The sequence below is a fragment of the Bacillus sp. SSR7 genome, from assembly GCF_055902415.1.
Genome location: NZ_JBVVXV010000004.1, coordinates 92,070 through 113,321, shown reverse-complemented (window position 1 = coordinate 113,321; position 21,252 = coordinate 92,070). Strand labels below are relative to the sequence as shown.

General features: G+C 36.3%; 21 protein-coding genes and 1 other annotated feature. Of the genes, 15 read left to right on the top strand and 6 right to left on the bottom strand.

From position 1 onward, the window contains the following. Positions 1 to 43: 43 nt before the first annotated feature. Positions 44 to 184 carry a DUF3985 family protein gene (locus tag AC0NJG_RS10140; RefSeq protein ID WP_000404782.1) on the top strand — a complete coding sequence of 47 codons (141 nt, stop codon included), beginning with the start codon at positions 44 to 46 and terminating at the stop codon, positions 182 to 184. A gap of 195 nt (positions 185 to 379) precedes the next feature. On the opposite strand, the gene AC0NJG_RS10135 is transcribed toward AC0NJG_RS10140, so the two are convergent. Next, positions 380 to 766 (bottom strand): DUF3938 domain-containing protein, encoded by a 387-nt coding sequence (locus tag AC0NJG_RS10135; RefSeq protein ID WP_001077770.1) that lies wholly within the window; start codon positions 764 to 766, stop codon positions 380 to 382. A 460-nt stretch (positions 767 to 1,226) separates the two neighbouring features. Between AC0NJG_RS10135 and AC0NJG_RS10130 the strand changes: the two genes are divergently transcribed. Further along, positions 1,227 to 1,748, top strand: a complete 522-nt coding sequence (locus tag AC0NJG_RS10130; RefSeq protein ID WP_087955028.1) for a GNAT family N-acetyltransferase — start codon at positions 1,227 to 1,229, stop codon at positions 1,746 to 1,748. 110 nt (positions 1,749 to 1,858) lie between these two features. Here the strand turns inward: AC0NJG_RS10130 and AC0NJG_RS10125 are convergent, their stop codons facing one another. Beyond that, on the bottom strand, positions 1,859 to 2,752 hold the full coding sequence (locus AC0NJG_RS10125; RefSeq protein WP_000530037.1) for a YitT family protein: 894 nt from the start codon (positions 2,750 to 2,752) through the stop codon (positions 1,859 to 1,861). A 277-nt stretch (positions 2,753 to 3,029) separates the two neighbouring features. Here AC0NJG_RS10125 and AC0NJG_RS10120 point away from each other — a divergent pair, with 277 nt between their 5' ends. The 3 genes from AC0NJG_RS10120 (at position 3,030) to AC0NJG_RS10110 (ending at position 5,217) form a co-directional block, all read left to right on the top strand. Then, positions 3,030 to 3,314, top strand: a complete 285-nt coding sequence (locus AC0NJG_RS10120; protein WP_000394930.1) for a hypothetical protein — start codon at positions 3,030 to 3,032, stop codon at positions 3,312 to 3,314. Between the two features lie 28 nt (positions 3,315 to 3,342). Next, positions 3,343 to 4,125: a membrane protein insertase YidC gene (yidC, locus tag AC0NJG_RS10115; RefSeq protein WP_087955027.1), complete on the top strand. Its 783-nt coding sequence runs from the start codon at positions 3,343 to 3,345 to the stop codon at positions 4,123 to 4,125. 129 nt (positions 4,126 to 4,254) lie between these two features. Next, positions 4,255 to 5,217: a hypothetical protein gene (locus AC0NJG_RS10110; protein WP_087994660.1), complete on the top strand. Its 963-nt coding sequence runs from the start codon at positions 4,255 to 4,257 to the stop codon at positions 5,215 to 5,217. Between the two features lie 78 nt (positions 5,218 to 5,295). On the opposite strand, the gene AC0NJG_RS10105 is transcribed toward AC0NJG_RS10110, so the two are convergent. Next, complete coding sequence (locus AC0NJG_RS10105; protein WP_143881649.1) at positions 5,296 to 5,523, bottom strand: hypothetical protein; 228 nt, start codon at positions 5,521 to 5,523, stop codon at positions 5,296 to 5,298. 165 nt (positions 5,524 to 5,688) lie between these two features. Next, positions 5,689 to 5,926: a binding site (T-box leader), on the top strand. Between the two features lie 65 nt (positions 5,927 to 5,991). Here AC0NJG_RS10105 and AC0NJG_RS10100 point away from each other — a divergent pair. The 4 genes from AC0NJG_RS10100 (at position 5,992) to AC0NJG_RS10085 (ending at position 11,277) form a co-directional block, all read left to right on the top strand. Continuing rightward, positions 5,992 to 7,308 (top strand): APC family permease, encoded by a 1,317-nt coding sequence (locus tag AC0NJG_RS10100; protein WP_000546300.1) that lies wholly within the window; start codon positions 5,992 to 5,994, stop codon positions 7,306 to 7,308. 107 nt (positions 7,309 to 7,415) lie between these two features. Beyond that, entirely contained in the window at positions 7,416 to 8,600 is a 1,185-nt protein-coding gene (locus AC0NJG_RS10095) for an MFS transporter (RefSeq protein WP_143881648.1), read from the top strand. Positions 8,601 to 8,682: 82 nt separating this feature from the next. Further along, a complete protein-coding gene (locus AC0NJG_RS10090; RefSeq protein WP_173601758.1) occupies positions 8,683 to 8,850 on the top strand; it encodes a hypothetical protein in 168 nt (55 codons plus the stop codon). A 270-nt stretch (positions 8,851 to 9,120) separates the two neighbouring features. Then, positions 9,121 to 11,277 (top strand): SpaA isopeptide-forming pilin-related protein, encoded by a 2,157-nt coding sequence (locus AC0NJG_RS10085; RefSeq protein WP_474063013.1) that lies wholly within the window; start codon positions 9,121 to 9,123, stop codon positions 11,275 to 11,277. A 29-nt stretch (positions 11,278 to 11,306) separates the two neighbouring features. Here AC0NJG_RS10085 and AC0NJG_RS10080 read toward each other — a convergent pair whose 3' ends face one another. Then, entirely contained in the window at positions 11,307 to 12,065 is a 759-nt protein-coding gene (locus AC0NJG_RS10080; protein ID WP_000939491.1) for a TrmB family transcriptional regulator, read from the bottom strand. Between the two features lie 186 nt (positions 12,066 to 12,251). Here AC0NJG_RS10080 and AC0NJG_RS10075 point away from each other — a divergent pair, with 186 nt between their 5' ends. The 4 genes from AC0NJG_RS10075 to AC0NJG_RS10060 all read left to right on the top strand — a co-directional run bounded on the left by AC0NJG_RS10075 (position 12,252) and on the right by AC0NJG_RS10060 (position 16,156). Beyond that, positions 12,252 to 14,252 carry a methyl-accepting chemotaxis protein gene (locus AC0NJG_RS10075; protein ID WP_087955021.1) on the top strand — a complete coding sequence of 667 codons (2,001 nt, stop codon included), beginning with the start codon at positions 12,252 to 12,254 and terminating at the stop codon, positions 14,250 to 14,252. 79 nt (positions 14,253 to 14,331) lie between these two features. Then, positions 14,332 to 14,634: an MTH1187 family thiamine-binding protein gene (locus tag AC0NJG_RS10070; RefSeq protein ID WP_001018862.1), complete on the top strand. Its 303-nt coding sequence runs from the start codon at positions 14,332 to 14,334 to the stop codon at positions 14,632 to 14,634. A gap of 48 nt (positions 14,635 to 14,682) precedes the next feature. After that, complete coding sequence (locus AC0NJG_RS10065) at positions 14,683 to 14,928, top strand: YusU family protein (protein ID WP_001290594.1); 246 nt, start codon at positions 14,683 to 14,685, stop codon at positions 14,926 to 14,928. Between the two features lie 310 nt (positions 14,929 to 15,238). Continuing rightward, complete coding sequence (locus tag AC0NJG_RS10060) at positions 15,239 to 16,156, top strand: proline dehydrogenase family protein (protein ID WP_000436772.1); 918 nt, start codon at positions 15,239 to 15,241, stop codon at positions 16,154 to 16,156. Between the two features lie 22 nt (positions 16,157 to 16,178). Here AC0NJG_RS10060 and AC0NJG_RS10055 read toward each other — a convergent pair whose 3' ends face one another. After that, positions 16,179 to 17,018 (bottom strand): D-alanyl-D-alanine carboxypeptidase family protein, encoded by an 840-nt coding sequence (locus AC0NJG_RS10055; RefSeq protein ID WP_087955019.1) that lies wholly within the window; start codon positions 17,016 to 17,018, stop codon positions 16,179 to 16,181. Between the two features lie 87 nt (positions 17,019 to 17,105). Next, positions 17,106 to 17,252, bottom strand: coding sequence for a YuzL family protein (locus AC0NJG_RS10050; RefSeq protein WP_001096347.1), 147 nt, complete (start codon positions 17,250 to 17,252; stop codon positions 17,106 to 17,108). 387 nt (positions 17,253 to 17,639) lie between these two features. Between AC0NJG_RS10050 and AC0NJG_RS10045 the strand changes: the two genes are divergently transcribed. Together AC0NJG_RS10045 and AC0NJG_RS10040 are read left to right on the top strand one after the other, a co-directional pair. Continuing rightward, positions 17,640 to 20,021, top strand: coding sequence for a 3-hydroxyacyl-CoA dehydrogenase/enoyl-CoA hydratase family protein (locus AC0NJG_RS10045; protein WP_474063012.1), 2,382 nt, complete (start codon positions 17,640 to 17,642; stop codon positions 20,019 to 20,021). 21 nt (positions 20,022 to 20,042) lie between these two features. Continuing rightward, positions 20,043 to 21,215: an acetyl-CoA C-acetyltransferase gene (locus AC0NJG_RS10040; RefSeq protein ID WP_001206342.1), complete on the top strand. Its 1,173-nt coding sequence runs from the start codon at positions 20,043 to 20,045 to the stop codon at positions 21,213 to 21,215. Positions 21,216 to 21,252: the final 37 nt, after the last annotated feature.

Genomic DNA, 21,252 nt, shown 5'->3' with positions numbered 1-21,252 from the left:
GAGTAAAATAAGATAAGAAGAGCAAAGCTTGGAGGAATTCTAGATGGAAATTTTAACGATTATTTTAATCGTCTTACTCATTTATGCTGTTTTTAAAGTGGCATATGTAGCATTAAAAATACTCGCGATTCTATTAATTATCTTTTTAATCGTAGAGTTCGGCAGTAAATTGCTTGGGGGATAGGGTATGTTGAGCGTCTTGATTGTCGAAGAATGTCGGTAAATCGATATTCTGTGTCGAATCGCCGATATAATGAAAAAATCGCTGATATAAGTGGAGAAATCGTCGATATATTTGAAAAATCGCTGATATAATCCGGTAAATACTAATCGGGGTATGCAAACCAACATAAAAAAAGCTGGAAGAATATCTTCCAGCTTACGAGTTACTTTCAATTTGGCGACCGTTTTCTTCTTCGTTGTCTTGTAATAGGTTGAATACATCTGCTAGACAGAATGCAATGAACCAAGTCCATAGACCGTGGAAGAAAGCTGAGCTTAATTGAAGTGGTAATGTATAGTTAGTCATTGAGTAGGAAATACATCCGCCAACGATTCCGATCATTGTTAATAACATTGTTTTTTGCGCATTTTCTTCTGGATTAAAGAGGAAGAAAATGTATCCCCCTAAAATTGAAGCGCTTACAAGTGTTTCGATTCCATTAAAAATGATATTCTCTCCAAGCTGAGTGTTTGTCCAGAAGCAGATTGTACCGCCGATAATAGCAAACAGGACAGCTATTGTATATCGTATATATTGATTCATATGTTCATCTCCCTATGTAATAAGATGATTTGGAAGTCAAAAAGGTAGGTATAGTATATTGAAGTGAGTTTTAATTGTACGTATCTTTTTATAAAAAGATCATTGAAGAGTAACTAAGATGATCGGTTGTTTAAACCGTTACGTGTATGGTGTCTGAAATATACCCGACTGCTCGTTTCTTTTTGCTTGTAAAATAAGAGAAACTTCCAAGTCTATATACTCTTTTTTTTGTGAGTCTGTTTTCATTATAACACATTTAGAGACATAATAATAGAATTATCTGATTTTGTAATAAGTGTAAAAAATAAAAAAAGCAAGGAAATACCATTAACGGTGCGGTTTAGTGGAAGAAGGATTTTAATGTATTTTGATGAAATATGTAATCAAGGTGAGATCTAAGAAGGAGGCTTAATACTATAAAAAATGTTTTATGGCATGAATGTAAGGGAGGAGAGCTAACTTGGAGATCACAACAGAAAGATTAATAATTAGACCTTTTAAAAGTACTGATTTACAGGATGTATTTGCTATTTATAATAGTGATGATACATGTAAGTTCCTATTACATAATAAGTGGACTCATGAAGACATGCAGAAAAGATTTAATAAAAAGCTAGCAAATAATGTGCTTACTAAAGACTCAATATTAAGTTTGGCAGTTATATACAAAACGAAAGTAGTTGGTGATTTATCTGTATGGTACACAAATATGAAAGACACTGTTGAGATTGGTTATAGTTTTTCAAATGAAGTAGCTGGGAGAGGGTTGGCAACAGAAGCAGTAAGTAGTTTGGTATTTAAATTATTTAATGAATGTAATGTACATCGTATACAAGCTAATCTTGATGCACGTAATACAGCTTCACAAAAATTGTGTGAACGAATAGGCATGAGAAAGGAAGCCCATTTCATACAAGATTTTTGGAATAAAGGTGAGTGGACAGATAGTATTGTATATGGAATGCTATCCTCCGATTTGTAGTAATAAACGTAGTAATTGTATTATGCTAAAGGGTGCGTTAGTTGAATAACAAAGGGCATAACATATTATATATGACTAATATGTTATGCCCTTTAATGTATTGACCTTTTTTATATACGTTTGAAACGGCCGACAATTTCAACTGTTTCAGTAATGTTCATAAATGCTTTGTTATCCACTTGACGGATAATACGTTTCATTTCGCCTAACTCATAGCGAGTCACGACAGTGTAAATCATTTTTTTCTTATGGTTTGTATAGCCGCCGACAGCATCTACCATCGTCACGCCACGTATGCCGTGATGTAGTAGGGCGCTTTTTATTTCCTCGCCTTTTTCTGTAATTGTCATTATCGTTAATTTAATATGTTTCGTATGCACAGCATCGATCACTTTGCTGACTACAAATCGACTAATTAACGTATAAAGTGTAATATCCCATCCGAAAATAAATCCTGCTACAACAAGTAAGATTAAGTTGAATACAAATATGATTGCTCCAATTGAAACATCACGATATTTCGCTACAATCAATCCAACGACATCAAATCCACCTGTTGAAGAAGCAAATCGGAATATGATTCCTGAAGCTGCTCCGCAGATTACACCGCCGAATACAGAAGATAGTAAAATATCGTCTGAAACTTGGTGTACAGGGATAATGTTCATCGCTAATGATGATACAGCTACAAAGTACGCTGTTAAAAAGGTTGTCTTCTTGCCTAAGTAAAAGTGACTTAAAATAAGAAGAGGAATGTTTAGTAAAAAGATAAGTGCACCGATATTGTAGTGCATTAAATAACCGATAATCATCCCTACTCCAGCGAATCCACCACTAATCATGTTATGCGGGATAAAGAACATATTCATAGAAATTGCATACAAAATAGAAGCTACGAAAATAACAACCAACTGTATGATAAATTCTAAGTGAAATGTTTTAGCTGCTGGGAAGGATAAAAAGGCGGTGTCGGGAACGTAATCGGCGTCTCCTAGTTGACCCATAGTATGTTTCATCTCCATATTCATTTTTGATTACAAGAAGAGAATAAAGGTTTTTTCAAAAACTGGCAATAGTTTTATTATAATGCAAAAATTTTATAAATTTCTAATAAATCAAGCCTATTCATTGAGGTGTGTGAATATACTAAAGAAAGCGAATACAATGTTTCTTAATTATTGTTTTCTTGAGAAAATATGCAAAATACTTTTTTTGACGATAAAAGGAAATAGAGAATGTTTGCCGAATGTGCTAAAATGACCTTATTAAGGATGTGAAGCGATGGAATTTTTATTGCAGGATGCAATTCTATATATATCGTTTGTAACGACAGCACTTTGTTTATTAGAAGTTTTCTTCCTTGCTAACGTTTCTCGCTTTGTGCGTCAGCAAGCATCAAGCGGTAGACAAAGAGCATTTGCGTTAGTTGATACGTGTGAAGATAGTGCAGGAAATGTACCGCTATTTTCGATTTTTTATAAATATGGAATGATTCGTTCTGTACGCAGACAAGAATCGAGTGAAGAGAATGACGAGGTCGGTCCGTATACACCAATGTTTCGCTAAATAATTACGAAACATTGGAGGAATGAACATGTTAAAATCATACCGAACTGCGCTCGTTAGTTTATCATTATTACTTGTTTTTGTTTTATCTGGTTGCAGTAATACAGCCCCAATTGATGCACATAGTACGGGAATTTGGGATCATTATTTTGTATATCCAATCTCGTTTATGATTCAATTTGTTGCTCATCATATACCGGGAGCTAGCTTCGGGATTGCTATCATTATTATGACGCTCGTTATTCGTTCAGCAATGATTCCATTAGCTGTTTCGCAATATCGTAGCCAAGCGAAAATGAAGAAAATGCAACCTGAATTGCAGAAGCTAAAGAAAAAATATGGTGATGTAAGTAAAAATCTTGAAAAACAAAAACAGTATCAAAAAGAAATGTCAGAACTAATGAAATCAGGCGGTTGGAATCCACTTGCTGGTTGCTGGCCAATCTTTATACAAATGCCGATTTTCTCTGCTTTGTATTATGCGATTAGCCGAACAGAAGAGATTCGCACATCTTCGTTTTTATGGGTGAACTTAGGACATGCAGATCCTTATCATATATTACCGATTATTGCAGCGTTAACGACATTTATTCAGATGAAGGTTTTCCAGTCTAATATTACAGCTGGAGAACAAGTACAGATGCTAAAGATGCAGCAAATTATGATGCCAGCAATGATTCTATTTATGGGATTCGCAGCACCATCAGGACTTGTGTTGTACTGGATAACAGGTAATTTATTTACAATGACACAAACAATTGTATTAAGAAAAATAATGGAACGTGAAGAATTACAATTACAAAAAGCATAGAAAAACACCGCTCATCATGAGCGGTGTTTTTTTGTTAAGTCGTTAAGGAAATTTTAAGAAACCAACATTACTATAGGCAGTGTATACGCAAGTGTACATGCATTAGAAATATGAAGGAGGAAATTTCCTATGAAGAAGAAAACAGTTGGGTATTTAGCGATTGCAGGTGCTTTATCATTCGGAATCATTGGAGGAGTCGGTATCCCGGCATTCGCGGCAACGAATACTCCAGCAGCTGAGCAAGCGACAAAAACGGCGAAAAAAGATTTAGATGACGCTACAAAACAAAAAGTAAAAACGATTATGGATGATACAAAGAAACAGTTAGAGGAGCTAGGTGTAAAGCTTCCAGAGAAAGAAAAACGTAAAGAAATGTTTGCGGGATTAGATGAAGCAACAAAAGAAAAAGCGAAATCAATTTTAGAGCAAGAAAAGTCCGGGAAATTAACACGTGAACAAGCAAAAGAAGAATTAACAAAATTAGGCGTGAAGTTCCCGGAAAAGGGTAAACATGGGGACATGTTTGCTAACTTAGACGAAGCAACAAAAGAAAAAGCAAAATCAATTTTAGAGCAAGAAAAGTCCGGGAAATTAACACGTGAACAAGCAAAAGAAGAATTAACAAAATTAGGCGTGAAGTTCCCGGAAAAGGGTAAACATGGGGACATGTTTGCTAACTTAGACGAAGCAACAAAAGAAAAAGCAAAATCAATTTTAGGTCAAGAGAAATCAGGCAAATTAACACGTGAACAAGCAAAAGAGGAATTAACGAAGTTAGGCGTGAAAATGCCAGAGAAGGGTAAGCATAAAGACATACTTGCTAACTTAGATGAAGCAACAAAGGAAAAAGCAAAGTCTATTTTTGAACAGGAAAAGTCCGGGAAATTAACGCATGAGCAAGCAAAAGAAGAATTAACAAAACTAGGTGTGAAACTCCCAGAGAAAGAGAAGCATGAAGATATCTTTGCGGGATTAGATGAAGCAACAAAAACAAAAGCAAAAGCGATTTTAGACAATGAAAAGAAACAATTAGAGGCATTAAATGTGGATCTTCCGCATCATAAGTTTTTTATGAACAAAGAAGATAAATAATTGAATTACGTATCTTTCGTGTGGGCAACCGGAAGATACGTGCGAGGACCGATTTCTGTCAGCAGAAATCGGTCCCTTTTAATGATTCAATGAAATTTTTTTCATTGTTAGTATGTATCCAAAGACGCAGTAGAAGATTGCAAAACCGATAAACACTTCCGTATATTGATATTTACCTAATACATAGAAGGAAACAGCTGGTATAATAGCTACCACTAAAATGCTATAACCAGGATAATTATGTCGATATATGATAGCGAATAGAACAGAAAGAACTGTAGCGATGATACAAAAAACAGCAATCATAATTGATGCACCTCCTATATGGAGTATACCATTTTTAGGGGATTAGAGAAGTGGCGTAACTTCTGTTATAATATAAGAAGAGAAATATTTCGTATGTTATATAAAAAATATATTGATTTTTTCTAACAATTCAATATAATGAACAATAACTACAAAATTCGACATCAAGAAGTGATGATGAGGACACGATCAATTTTTTACGATTCTCAGAGAGGGAGGCCTTTGGCTGTGAGCTTCCTAATACGGAAAAATAGATTACCACCTCTGAACTGCAGCAGTGAACGAACATCTAGTAATTGCTTGCCGGCAAAAACCGTTATTTTAGACTTGAGAAATTGGTGAAGTGTGTTACTTTGCGAATTGAAACAAGGGTGGAACCACGAATATAACACTCGTCCCTTTTTTAGGGAGGAGTGTTTTTTTATTTCATTTTTGCATCACACTAGGATTGGAAGGAGGATACGCAGCATGCATCATGATGAGAAGAACAAAATTGGTTTAACGGTAGCACTTTCTATCGTAGTAGGAACGATTATTGGGTCTGGTGTGTTTATGAAACCAGGCAGCGTATTAGATTACTCAGGGAGTTCTAATATGGCGATTCTTGCTTGGATAATTGGTGGTCTGTTGACGTTAGCAAGTGGTTTGACAGTAGCTGAAATTGGAGCGCAAATCCCGAAAAATGGTGGGTTGTATACGTATTTAGAGGAGATTTACGGAAGTTTTTGGGGATATTTATCAGGCTGGATGCAAACGATTGTTTATGGGCCAGCTATTATTGGAACATTAGGGTTATACTTTAGTTCTTTAATGATTAATTTTTTCTATTTAGATAAAGTATGGAATTTACCAATCGCAATTGGAACAGTTGTGTTCCTTGGCGTTGTAAATAGTATGGGAACAAAATACGGAGGTATCGTCCAAACAATTACGACAATCGGAAAGATGATTCCAATCGTATTAATTGTTGTGTTAGGTTTCTGGAAAGGGAATAGCGATATTTTTAACGTAGTTGTACCGATATCAGAAAATCAAAGTATCGGGATGGCGATTTTAGCAACGTTATTTGCTTATGACGGCTGGATTTTACTTGCTTCGATTGGCGGAGAAATGAAGAATCCAACAAAGTTATTACCGAAAGCAATGACAGTTGGGATTTTAATTGTAACAGCTGCTTATGTATTAATTAATTTGGCGTTATTGAATGTATTACCAGCAACGCAAATTGTAGACCTTGGAGAAAATGCAACAGCGACAGCTGCAGGAATGCTACTTGGAGAATATGGCGGAAAAATTATTAGTATCGGTATTATCGTTTCTATTTTCGGTTGTTTAAATGGAAAGATTTTAACGTTCCCACGTATCCCGATGTCGATGGCAGAACGTGGACAACTTCCATTTGCTAAGTTTATTGCAAAGGAAAGTCCAAGATTTAAAACACCAGCAAATGCGATTACTGTTGAAATCATTTTAGGAATTATTTTAATGATTATTAGTGATCCGAATAAGCTATCTGAGATTTCCGTATTCATTATTTATATTTTCTATGTAATGACGTTTATTGGTGTCTTCATTTTAAGAAAACGTAATAAGAATAAAGAGCGTGCATACAGTGTACCGTTATTCCCAATCGTACCAATCGTTGCGATTTTAGGTTCGTTCTTTGTAATTGGTAGTGCAATTATCAATGATCCGATAAGTTGTTTCTTATCCATTGGAATTGTCTTTACGGGGCTTCCGGTATATTGGTATTTAAATAAGAAGAATAAAAATGAAGTATCATGAGTGAAGGGTAGGCGTATCATACGCCTACCTTTTTTAATGTAAAAAAATTGTACTTGTGTTCAACTTCTATTTTGGTTACTATAATCGTAGTAACCAAAATAGAAAGCGTGGGGAAAGACTTGAATTTTCGTGTGTATATTTTAGCTATCGCGGCCTTCGTAGTCGGAACGGTTGAGCTAATTATAGGAGGAACGCTTGATTTAGTTGCCGATGATTTAGGAGTATCTATTAGTGCAGCCGGTCAGCTTATCACAATATTTTCAGTAGTATTTGCTTTATCAGGTCCTGTTTTATTAGCATTAACAGGGAAATTTGAAAGAAAAACATTGTATGTTGGGGCATTATCAATTTTCTTAATCGGAAATATTATTTCAGCATGTAGTGTGAATTACGGGATGTTAATGTTCTCAAGGGTGATTTGTGCGGCGAGTGGTTCGCTTATTATTGCACTGTCAGTAACACTTGCTTCTAGCGTTGTAGAACCGCATTTTCGTGCGCGTGCAATTGGAATCATTTTCATGGGGATTAGTGGATCACTTGTACTTGGAGTACCACTTGGTCTTGTACTTGGAAACGCATATGGATGGCGTGCACCATTTGTACTCATTTCAATCTTAACAGTGATGGCAATCGCTTGTATTTCATTATTCTTAACGAAAGTACCACCAACATCGGTATTATCAATAAGAGAGCAAATTGCTACGTTAAAAGATAAAAAAATCGTAAGTGCACAGTTAACATCATTCTTATTTTTAACGGGTCATTTAACACTATATGCATATTTAACACCATTTTTAAAAGATGTTATGCATGTGGGAGCGAATTGGATTAGTGTATTTTACTTCATCTTCGGAATCGCAGCAGTAATTGGGGGCGGCTTCGGAGGCTGGCTTGCTGATAAATGGGGATCGAAGAAAAGTATTATCTCAATTATTATCGTATTTGCGTGTGCAATCTTCATATTGCCAATGATGACATTCTCATTCCCGCTGTTCATTATGATGATGGGACTTTGGAGTATGCTGAGCTGGGCTATTTCGCCAGCACAACAAAATTATTTGATTGAAATTGCACCAGAATCAGCTGGTATTCAGCAAAGTTTAAATAACTCTGCCCTTCACTTAGGGATTGCGCTCGGTTCAACAGTAGGCGGAGTTGTTATTGAGAAATCATCTGTTATATATAATGCTTGGGTAGGCGGCGGCTTTATTATATTAGCGTTGCTTTGCGCAATTTTCTCGATTACGAGAGGACGTTCTACTCAGTTTGCGAAGGAAGAATCTATCGTTTGATAGGTTCTTTTTTATTTGTAAAAAATGGAAGGATTTGGTGGGTGGATGGAGAAAGGTGTATATAGCGAGGTGATGGAAAATGATGTCTAATTTCTCGGTATTCGGCATGATAATTGCGCTACTACCGATATTGATAGTTGTTTTTGTATTAAGATGGGTTCGTTTCATCTATCAAAACTCTGAGAAACAAGTGGAGCAAAATGAGAAAATTATTGAGCTGTTGACGGAGAGAAAGGAAAAAGATAAGTAATATGTATTCGTTTGAAATTTGTTTCTCGTAAGATATGAAGGCACTTATAAAGTGTCTTTTTTATTATGTTTGAAAATTGGAAACATGTAATGTTTATTTGTCAATAGCAGCATGACAACAAACCGTTTTAAAGTTGCTTATTACTATGAAACTTTCTCAACAATTCGACAAGATACTACAAAAAAACCACCTATTCTCTTTTTTTCACTATAAGTACAATGAAACAGTAAGATTGATTCATGTAGAAATTTATATATGGTGGTGGAGAGAATGAAACGAAAGATGGCAGGAAAATGGTTTAGTTTTTTAAGTGCTCTTATTATTTTATTAGGAATTGCAATGCCACAAGTAAAGGCAGAAGTAATGAACAGAGAAACATATAAGATGGATTGGAGCTATAGTAATTCGAAACAGCGTGAAATAAAGACCGAAATAATTAAAACGGCTTCGGGTAGTATTGCGTATTGTTTAACGCCAGATTTACGTTCGCCCAATGGGGATGATTTGCCTGAGATGGGGAAAACATCTGATGCCGTATATCGTGTTTTATTAAATGGATATCCTCAAAAAAGCCCATCTGAATTAGGGGTAGCGACAATGGAAGAAGCGCATTATGCTACACAATTAGCAGTATGGATTGCAGCAAATGAATTAACGGAAGAAGATTTAGTTGCAAAAAATGAACGTGTACATAATCTTATGAAGCGTTTAGTAGAGGCTTCAAAAAAAGAAACTGGATCACAAGATATATTTTTTAAAGTTAATCCTGTCGATTCACAAACTGCTACACAAAAAGGTGATTATTTAGAAACAGGATTTTATGTAGTGCAAACAAATGCGGTTTCTGGCTCTTATACAATTCTTCCTGAAAATGCTCCTAAAGGGCTTCGAATTGTAAATGAAAATGGAGAAGAGAAAAGCACATTATCAATTAACGAAAAATTCAAAATCTTAATCCCGAAAGATACGAGTAGTGGTAATTTTAAAATGAAAGTGAAGTCTACTTTAACAAATTTACAAGCAATAGCTTTTAAAGGACCGGAAAAAGTTCAAAATACAACGGTATTGTTACAAAGAAATAGTGAGAAAATCAGTACAGATTTAGTTGTAAATTGGGAATCAGTAGGCTCTTTAAAGATTATGAAATTAGGAGAAAAAAAGGAATTATTAAAAGGGGCGGTGTTTGAAGTTTCTAATGAAAACTTTAAACAAAATGTTACGACTAATGATAAGGGGATTGCGGAGTTAGGTAATCTTCCAATCGGTATATATAGCGTCAAAGAAATTCAAGCGCCAGCTGGATATGTGTTAGACGGAAGCGTTAAAAAAATTGAAGTGAAAACTGGTGAAACTGCTGTATTAGAGTTGAAAAATGAAAATGTAAAAGGTGAGTTAGAAATAACGAAAATAGATGTAGCGGATGGAAATACGAAGTTACCGAACGCAGAGTTTACAATCTACAACGAACAAGGGAAAGAAGTAGTAAAAGGGAAAACGGATGAAAAAGGTGTAGCGAAATTCAAACTACCATACGGAAAATACACGTATAAAGAAACAATAGCGCCAAATGGATATGTAATAAATGAAGAGACGTTCGCATTTGAAATAAAAGAGAATGGAGAAATTATTAAACATATCGTTCAAGATAAGAAGGTAGAAGGTGAGTTAGAAATAACGAAAGTAGATGTAGCGGATGGGAATACGAAATTACCAAATGCAGAGTTTACAATCTACAACGAACAAGGGAAAGAAGTAGTAAAAGGAAAAACGGATGAAAAAGGTATAGCGAAATTCAAACTACCATACGGAAAGTACACGTATAAAGAAACAATAGCGCCAAATGGATATGTAATAAATGAAGAGACATTCGGATTTGAAATAAAAGAGAATGGAGAAATTATTAAACATATCGTTCAAGATAAGAAGGTAGAAGGTGAGTTAGAAATAACGAAAGTAGATGTAGCGGATGGGAATACGAAATTACCAAATGCAGAGTTTACAATCTACAACGAACAAGGGAAAGAAGTAGTAAAAGGAAAAACGGATGAAAAAGGTATAGCGAAATTCAAACTACCATACGGAAAGTACACGTATAAAGAAACAATAGCACCAAATGGATATGTAATAAATGAAGAGACATTCGCATTTGAAATAAAAGAGGATGGAGAAATTATTAAACATATTGTGAAAAATAAGAAAGAAGAAAAGGCATCGCTTCCTTCTAAGCCAAATAAGCCAACACCGAATGGAGAAGTGAAACCTTCCGCTGATGTGAAGCCGATGCAACAACCTAATACTCATAATGAAGTGCGTTTGCCAGCTACTGGCGGCGTCGGTAATGAATTTACGGTTTTATTTGTTCTAGGACTTGGTTTTATTATTGCAGGAGCTTATGTGTTAAAGATGAAAAATAGAAAAGAAATGTAGAAAAAAACGCCTTGTAATAGAGGCGTTTTTTAGTATCTCAACTTCATCAACAAACTCTTAATTTCCTCATCTTCCATAAAGAGGTCATGGTGTTTCTGAGTAATCTTTGCAAGTGCAACGTCATGATAGAAAAATTCTGTAAAGAACTTCACGAATGGTTGTGACATTGTTTTCATTGCTTGCCATGACTCTTGTTCTACGCCAGCAAATAAAATTTCGCGGTCGTCAACGATGAGCAGTAAGTATCGCTCTAGCGCGTTAGGCTCTTCGGCTGGGATTAGAAAATGCATGTTTTCTAAGTCTGTTTCTACTTTTCCAACTATAAGGGACTCGGTTTTGACGCCTTGTTTTGCCTTTTCTTCTAATAACGGAAGATATTCTAAAAGAGTATCGTTCCAAGCTGAAATGCGAATCGATTCTTTTGCACTTTCGATGAGTTCTTTACTTTGAACGCGAATAGACGATTGCATTTTTAAGCTCCATACACGGTCATCTGTAAATGATTTTTTCGATATAGTTGTCTCTAATTCTTTAATGTTGGATTGAAATTCTGTCGTTAATTTTTCAATTGCTAGCTTGAGTGGTAATGCTGTATACATCTTTTTCTTCTCCGAAACAGAATCCATTACCATTCCTTTATCGATTAGGCGTGCAAGCACTTCATATATTTTGGCTTTTGGTACACCAGAATGCTTCACAATCGTTGTAGCATCTAATGGTTCGTTGCTTGATACGACAACTTCGTAAGCTTGGCTTTCATATTGTGAGAAACCGAATTTTTGTAACATAGTTACCTCCGAACGAATGAGATTATATTTTAAGGATAATGAACTATTTGTTTTTGCACAAGTGGTAGTCAGTTTTCTAATTGTATTAAGGTGAGAATTAATTTCAATTTTTTAATTTTATCTATTATACTTAATATAATGATTAATAAGAATTGAATTCAATACGAAGGGGATGCTTGGGGGAAGATGTTAAGAAGTTTACGTTTAAAAATTGCGGTAGTATTTTCGGTACTTATTTCTATGATGTTCGTAATATTAGGTACAGCTATGTATCAATTACAGAAAGAGAAGGAAGTGCGCTCCTTAGACCAGTATTCTCAAAATACGATGGATCTTGTGACAGAGCAGTTAACTGCATTTATGCAGCGAATTGAAGAAGATATGGGTCATTATGGAAGTCATGATGATATTCAAAACATGTTACAAGATGGAGTTACTGTAGAAGAAGAGAGCTTTATTTTAAAAGAGTTTTCAAGATTTAAAAAGAACCATCCTGATATTTTAGATGTATACATTGGGACAAAAGATAAAAAAACATTGAGTGCAAATCTTGCTGACGGAGGAAAAGTACCGGAAGGGTATGATCCAACAAGTCGTCAGTGGTATAAAGCATCTGAATCCGATACAAAATCAATTATTTGGGGACAACCACAATATGAAATTGCGACAGGTAAGTTAAGCATTGGGGTTTCAAAAGCCATTGTCGGACAAGATGGTTCTGTATTAGGAGTAGTAGCAATGGATGTATCACTAGGAACAATTCAAAAGCTACTCCACAATATTCAATATAATAACGGCGGAGAAATGTTTATCGTAAATGATAAAAATATTGCCATTGTATATCCAGAGAAAGTAGGAAAAGATGTTTCAAAGGAACCTCTTTTAAAAAGTTTGAATAAAGATGAAACAAAATTTGCGGTGACAACATTAGGCGGAAAAGATGTAGTAGCCTATAGTCAACTGTTTGATAAGATGAAATGGAAAATTGGGATTGTTTATCCGAAAGAAACGATTGATGGGCTATTAAATAGTACGAGAAATACAGTCATTATAATGGCATGTATTAGTTTATTAGTTGGAATCGTAGCTTCATACTTGTTCTCAAGAAGGCTAGCAAGACCACTGCAACTATTAACGAATCACGTTCAAAAAGTAGCAGAAGGTGATTTAACGTTGCAAATGAAAGTGACAAGTAAGGATGAAGTTGGAGAACTGACGAACCATTTTAATCATATGGTTGAGCAAATGAATGAAATGGTAAGTAAAATTAAAAATAGTGTATCAACTGTGCAGCAATCAACGAATAATCTACATTATTTAACGAATGAAACTGTAGCTGCTAGTAGAGAAGTGTCAGGGGCAATGGATGATGTGAGCGGAGGAGCGTCCACTCTTGCTAATAGTGTAGATGAAGTTTCAGAACAGCTCGAGAATATGGCGCAGTCAGTGGAACAAATGAATAACTCTGTTGGTGAAATAAAAGGGGTGGCTGGCAAAGCGGAAGAGGCATCTAAGCAAGGGCTAAATACGATGCGTAATTTAGTTCGTACAAGGGGTCAATCATCTTCGATTGTTGTTCATACAGAGGAAGCATCCGGAAAGTTAGAACAAAGAGTTGGCTCGATTCAAAATGTGGTAGAGCTTATAAAGGGGATTTCGGATCAAACGAATTTACTTGCTTTAAATGCTTCAATCGAGGCGGCACGTGCGGGCGAACAAGGTAAAGGTTTTGCTGTTGTTGCTGAAGAAGTTCGAAAATTAGCGGAACAATCAAAAGAAGCAACAGTAGAAATTGCGACGATGATTGGTGATGTACAAGTAGAGGTAAGGCGAGTTGTAGAAGTTGTAAGTAAATTGAAAGATATCGCGGATATACAAAATACAGTTACGACAGAGGCAGAAACAGAATTCCGCACAATTATGTCAGTTGTAAATACGATTAGTACTTCAGTGGAACAAATTGTAGAAGAGGTACATAACATCGGTCACGAGCAAGGAGAAATTACAGCGGTAATGCATACAATTGCCGGTACGAGTCAAGAAAGCGCAGCGGTTTCGGAAGAGGTAAATGCTGCGACTGAATCACAAGTGAATCATCTAGAAAAGGTAGCTCATACGATGGAAAGCTTGACGGAGCATATGAGAGACTTAGAAAGATTGGTTGAGCAATTTAAAATAGAGGAATAACAAATTAGTAAAATGCTGCGTATTTCGGTAAAATAGACAATGGATATATATAAGAAGCAAGTATAGGAGGAAGACTACTATGGCAATTGTTGACGTATCGATTATTCCAGTAGGAACAGGTAATCCAAGTGTTAGTGAGTATGTAGCAGAAGTACAAAAGGTGCTAGAGAAAAATGCAGATCGCGTGAAGTATCAATTAACACCAATGAATACAGTTATTGAAGGAGATCTTCCTGTCATTCTAGAAGTTATTCAACAAATGCATGAAGTTCCATATACGAAAGGTGCACAGCGCGTTGCAACAACAATTCGTATTGATGATCGTCGTGATAAAGTAAGCACAATGGAGAAAAAATTAAACTCTGTTCGATCAAAATTATAAAGAAAAGCAGCGATTTTCGCTGCTTTTTTCATATAGGAGGTAGATAAGATGAGTGAAAAGTTTAATGAACAATTTGACGGGTTGTTAGAGAAATACACGGAACTATTACTTGGAGAGAGCAATGAAGAGAGAAAAGAACAGGTGCAGAAGTGGGCACTGTATTCTTACATAGCGAAGACGATGCCGGCTTTAGTGAAGCATTGGAATGAAACATATCCGGATGCAAAAGAAGAGATGGTGCAGTTAATTACAGATATTAAAAGGCTGAATGAAGAAAAGAGAAATGAGCAATAAAAAAGCTTGGAGAAAATATAATCTCAAGTTTTCTGTATTAATATCCTTATATAATTTACATGGAATATAAAGGGTTTTATAGGTATGTCGAATATTTTCGACATGCCTATTTTGCGCCTAGTAAACTCCATTTTTCTAAATGTCGAAAAATATTTTAGTCATATTTATAAGCGAGAATATAGGGTTTTAAATGTTTTTATAGTATTTTATAAATTATCTAAATAATTATTTGTATCCAATAATTTTAAACAATGATATAATTTTGAAGAGGGGTAAAAAACAGATAAATCAAGTCATAGGGGTGAATTACATGGAACAATTAATGCGAAATTCGTTTCTTTTCTTATCTAAAAATAAAGCGCTAACAAAGCTGGCTAAAAAGTACGGTTTACGCTTTGGTGCAGGTCGCTTTGTCGCAGGGGAGACAATTGAATTAGCGACAGCAGCTATTAAACAATTGAACAAGCAAGGACTTTGCGTAACAATCGATTATTTAGGGGAATTCGTTGATAATGAAGCGGAAGCAAATGAAATGGCTAACCAATCGATTGAAGCAATCCGTGCAATTGGAAGAGAAGGTCTTGATTCGCAACTTTCTTTAAAGATGACTTCTATGGGATTAGATATCTCTGATGAAATCGTAATGAACAATATGCGCCGCATTCTAGAAGCTGCAAAAGAAAATGGTGTGTTCGTTACAATTGATATGGAAGATTATACACGCTGTGGAAAGACAATTGATATCTTTAAACAGTTAAAGTCTGAGTACGATAATATTGGTACTGTTATTCAAGCTTACCTATATCGTACAGAAAAAGATATTGAGGACTTAAATGCTTATAATCCTAATTTACGTCTTGTAAAAGGGGCTTATAAAGAACCTGAAGAAGTGGCGTTCCCGGACAAGAAAGATGTAGATGACAATTATAAAAAGATTATTAAAATGCACTTATTAAATGGAAATTATACTGCAATTGCTTCACATGACGAAGCGATTATTGAATATACGAAAAAACTTGCCGAAGAACACAACATTCCAAGGGATCAATTTGAATTCCAGATGTTATATGGTATTCGTAATGAGCGTCAACTTGAGCTAGTAAAAGAAGGTTACAAAATGCGTGTTTACGTACCTTATGGAAACGACTGGTATGGCTACTTCATGCGTCGTCTAGCAGAGCGTCCAGCAAACGTTGCGTTCGTATTAAAAGGTATGGTTAAAAAATAACCAAGGAGAAAATACTCCTTGGTTATTTTAATTGCTGAAATGCGTAATGTGCCATTTTCTTTGTATCAGGATACAGTTGCTTGCGAGTAGAAGATAATACAACATTAATGACACGTTTACCGTCTTTCTCATCCACTGTTACGACTGTATATTTTCCGAGTGCTGATAGACCGCTTTTACTTCCAATTGCATATGGATCGTCATATAGTTCTTCTCGTCCATAGTTTGCAATCTTTGGAGAGCGTTCTGAAGTATGTAGAGTTGTACGCGTTGAATTCATATATTCTAAAACAACTGGGTACTTTAATGCTTCTTTCGTAATTATAGCAATGTCATATGGTGATACTTTGTTTCCTAGTGCATCAGCACCACTTGCGTTTTTGAAAGTCGCATGCTTTGTACCGAGTTCCTTCGCTCTAGCATTCATCATTTTTACAAATTCATTTTTTGATCCTGCGATATGTTCTGCGATGGATTCAGCTATTGGGTCTGCACTAATGATAAGCATCAGTTTTAATGCCTCATCACGTTTTAACTTTTCCCCAGCACGAAGTTTAATTTTCTTACTTTGACTTTCTGTTTTAATTGCGTTCTCTGTAACTGTAATTTCCTCATCCTCTTTTACATTCTCTAGTAAAAGAAGGGTTGTCATCATTTTGGCTATACTAGCCGGATAAGAGCGTTCGTCTTCTCGTTTTCCATACAAAATCTCACCTGTGTCTGCATCGATTGTAATTCCGTATTGCCCAGTGATGCTAGGTTGATCGGCTCTTACAGTTTGTTGTCTTTGTGCGTAAGAGAAGAAAATCATCCCTGTAAAGAGTGTGGCAATCATTACAATCATAACTATTGTTCGTTTCATTATAATTCCCTCATTTGTTACAAATAAATTGGGCAGAAAAAGCAGCCATTACCCATTATGCCACGTTCTCTGCCCAAAAATATAGCGTTATTTTTCGCCCATATTATGCTTCTTATATTGTTGGTTATTACCTTGACGTCCTTTTTCTACACCTCGATCAGTTGGGCCAGCGTTTCCTGTCACACTTGCTGCGCTAATTCCAGCCTTTGAAGGGTTCTTCTTAAGTTTTGCCATATATATTCCTCCAGTTTCGTCAGATTATAAAAAGGGAAAGTGTATTTTCGTGAAGAAAATACATATATAGCATGGGCAAATAAAAGAAAAATATTTATCCCACTTTAATGGGCAGTAAGACCCTCATCTCAAAATTCAGCGAAAGCAAAGAAGTTAGGTGGGGATCAACTGCCCATAAAAGTCCGATTGGTGAGGGCTAATAATCAGTAGGGGATGAAGGAAACCCTTACTGATTAAAGTTTTGCTTTATTTCAGAAAATTTTATCAATAAATATATTGCGAAAATTTAAATAGTATCATATATTTATTAGTAGAGGCTCACTCATTGATTGCGACTTATGTCGAAAAATTGAATGAGCATTCATTCAAGAATAGGGGGAGAATTGGATGTTCCAAATTAAAAAGGCTGCTGTTCTAGGGTCAGGCGTAATGGGTTCAGGAATTGCGGCACACTTAGCTAATATTGGTATTCCGACATTATTGCTTGATATTGTACCACCTGCGCTTACGAAAGAAGAAGAAGCGAAGGGACTTACATTAGAACATAAAAGTGTGAGAAATCGTTTTAGTAATACGGCACTGCAAAAACTATTAAAGCAAAAACCAGCTCCTCTGACAGTGAAAGGAAATTTAGCACTGATTGAAGCAGGTAACTTAGAAGATGATCTTGAGCGTCTAGCTGATGTAGATTGGATTATTGAAGTAGTAGTTGAAAACTTAGATATTAAAAAGAAATTATTTAAAAAAGTAGATGCTGTTCGTAAACCGGGTTCTATCGTAAGCTCGAATACGTCAGGCATTTCAGTTGAAAAAATGGCAGAAGGTCGTTCAGACGACTTCCAGAAACACTTCTTAGGCACACACTTTTTTAACCCACCACGATATTTAAAACTTCTAGAGGTAATACCGACGAAAGAAACAGATCCACAAGTATTAAGCTTCATGAAACTATTTGGCGAAGACGTTCTTGGAAAAGGCGTTGTTATCGCAAAAGACACACCAAACTTTATTGGAAACCGCATCGGTACGTACGGTTTATTAGTAACTCTTCAAGAGATGGTAAAACGCGGCTATAGCATTGGGGAAGTTGATTCAGTAACAGGCCCGCTTATTGGTCGTCCGAAGAGCGCAACGTTCCGTACATTAGATGTTGTCGGTTTAGATACATTCGTACACGTTGCAAATAACGTATATGAAAACGTACAAGAAGAAGAGCGCGATGTATTTAAAGTACCAGCTTTCATGCATGACATGCTTGATAAAAAATGGCTTGGAAGCAAAACAGGTCAAGGATTCTTCTTAAAACAAGGAAAAGAAATTTTAGAATTAAATCCAGAAACGATGGAGTACGAAGCTCGTAAAAAATTAAAAGCTGCATCGATCGAGTTAAGTAAACAAGAAAAAGGTTTATCGAATAAATTGAAAGCGCTTGTATATGCGAAAGATCGCGCAGGAGAGTTGTTATGGAATATCATCACACCAACTCTTTTATACTCTGCAAAACTTCATAAAGAAATTGCTGACGATATCGTTGCAATTGACCAAGCGATGAAGTGGGGCTTCGGCTGGGAGCAAGGACCGTTTGAAGTTTGGGATGCAATCGGCGTTGAAAAGTCCGTTCAAAAGATGGAAGAAAACGGCGTAGTTGTACCGACTTGGGTGAAAGAAATGTTAGAGAAAGGTTTCACTACTTTCTACAAACATGATAACGGAGATAGCTACTATTACGATAATGGCGAATATAAGCTAATCGAACGTAATAAAAAGGCAATTTCTCTTAAGCAATTAAAAGCGAAAAATGGCGTATTAAAGAAAAATAGCGGAGCGAGCTTAATCGATTTAGGCGACGGCATCCTTTGTTTAGAATTCCATTCGAAGAGCAATGCAATCGGTATGGATATTACGCAAATGATTAACTACGCTGTTGATGAAGTAGAAAAGAATTATAAAGGTCTTGTTATCGGTAACCAATCGAAGAACTTCTGCGTTGGTGCGAACTTAGCAATGATCTTAATGGAAGCACAAGACGACAATTACTTTGAAATTGAGTGGGTTGTGAAAAACTTCCAAGATGCAATGACGAAAATTAAATACTCTTCTAAGCCAGTTGTAGCAGCACCATATGGTATGACGCTTGGCGGAGGTACAGAAGTTTGCTTACCAGCAGCTAGCATTCAAGCTTCTAGTGAAACGTATATGGGCTTAGTAGAAGTTGGTGTTGGCTTAATCCCTGGCGGAGGCGGTAATAAAGAGCTATACATTAAGCACTTAAATAAAATGGCAAACGGCGTAGAATTTGATCTACAAAAAGTTGCAAATAAAGTGTTTGAAACAGTGGCAATGGCGAAAGTTTCAACTTCAGGACAAGAAGCAGTTTCTCATAACTTCTTAGGTGATAAAGATGGTATTAGTGTGAATGGTGATCACTTACTATACGATGCGAAACAGAAAGCACTTGCTTTATATGAAGCTGGTTATAAAGCACCGATTCGTAAAAAGATACCGGTTGTTGGTGAAACAGGATATGCAACTCTTGCACTTGGTGCAGAAGCAATGCACTTATCTGGTTACATTTCAGAGTACGATCTTCACATTGCGAAGAAACTTGCATATGTCATTGCGGGCGGAAAAGTGCCGTATGGAACAGAAGTTGATGAGCAGTATTTATTAGATGTAGAACGTGAAGCATTTATTAGCTTAGTAAGTGAGATGAAATCACAAGCAAGAATGCAGCACATGCTTGTAAAAGGAAAGCCATTACGTAACTAATAACGAGGGGAGATATCGTTCATGAGAGAAGCTGTCATTGTTGCGGGAGCAAGAACACCAATTGGAAAAGCAAAGAGGGGTTCATTAAAAACAGTTCGTCCTGACGATCTAGGGGCGTTAGTAGTAAAGGAAACGTTAAAGCGTGCGAATTATGAAGGACCAATCGATGATTTAATTTTCGGTTGTGCGATGCCAGAAGCAGAGCAAGGTTTAAATATGGCTCGTAATATCGGCGGATTAGCAGGACTTTCTTACGATGTTCCAGCTATTACAATTAACCGTTACTGTTCTTCAGGTTTACAAAGTATCGCTTACGGAGCAGAGCGCATTATGCTTGGTCACTCGGAAGCGGTATTATCCGGCGGAGCGGAATCAATGAGTTTAGTTCCAATGATGGGACATGTTGTTCGTCCAAATAGTCGCCTTGTAGAGGCAGCTCCAGAATATTATATGGGTATGGGACATACAGCAGAGCAAGTTGCTGTGAAATATGGAATTTCTCGTGAAGAGCAAGATGCATTTGCAGTAAGAAGTCATCAACGTGCTGCGAAAGCATTAGCTGCAGGAAACTTTGCTGATGAAACAGTATCTGTAGATGTAACGTTACGTACTGTTGGATCAAATAACAAACTGCAAGAAGAAACAATCATTTTCGCACAAGACGAAGGTGTAAGAGCAGAAACGACGCTAGACATTTTAGGTAAATTACGTCCAGCATTTAACGTTCGCGGTTCTGTAACAGCTGGTAACTCTTCACAAATGAGTGACGGTGCAGCATCTGTACTATTAATGGATCGTGAAAAAGCAGTGAGCGATGGCATGAAACCACTTGCGAAATTCCGTTCATTTGCAGTAGCTGGTGTACCACCAGAAGTGATGGGAATCGGCCCGATTGCAGCGATTCCAAAGGCGTTAAAATTAGCTGGTTTAGAGCTATCAGATATCGGCCTATTCGAACTAAATGAAGCATTCGCTTCTCAATCCATTCAAGTTATTCGTGAACTTGGTTTAGATGAAGAAAAAGTAAACGTAAACGGCGGTGCAATCGCACTTGGACATCCACTTGGCTGTACAGGAGCAAAACTAACACTATCTCTTATTCACGAAATGAAACGTCGCAACGAACAATTCGGTATCGTAACAATGTGTATCGGCGGCGGAATGGGAGCAGCAGGAGTGTTTGAATTACTATAAAAAAAGTGCAGGTGGCTCGTTCAGAACAGGAGGGCGT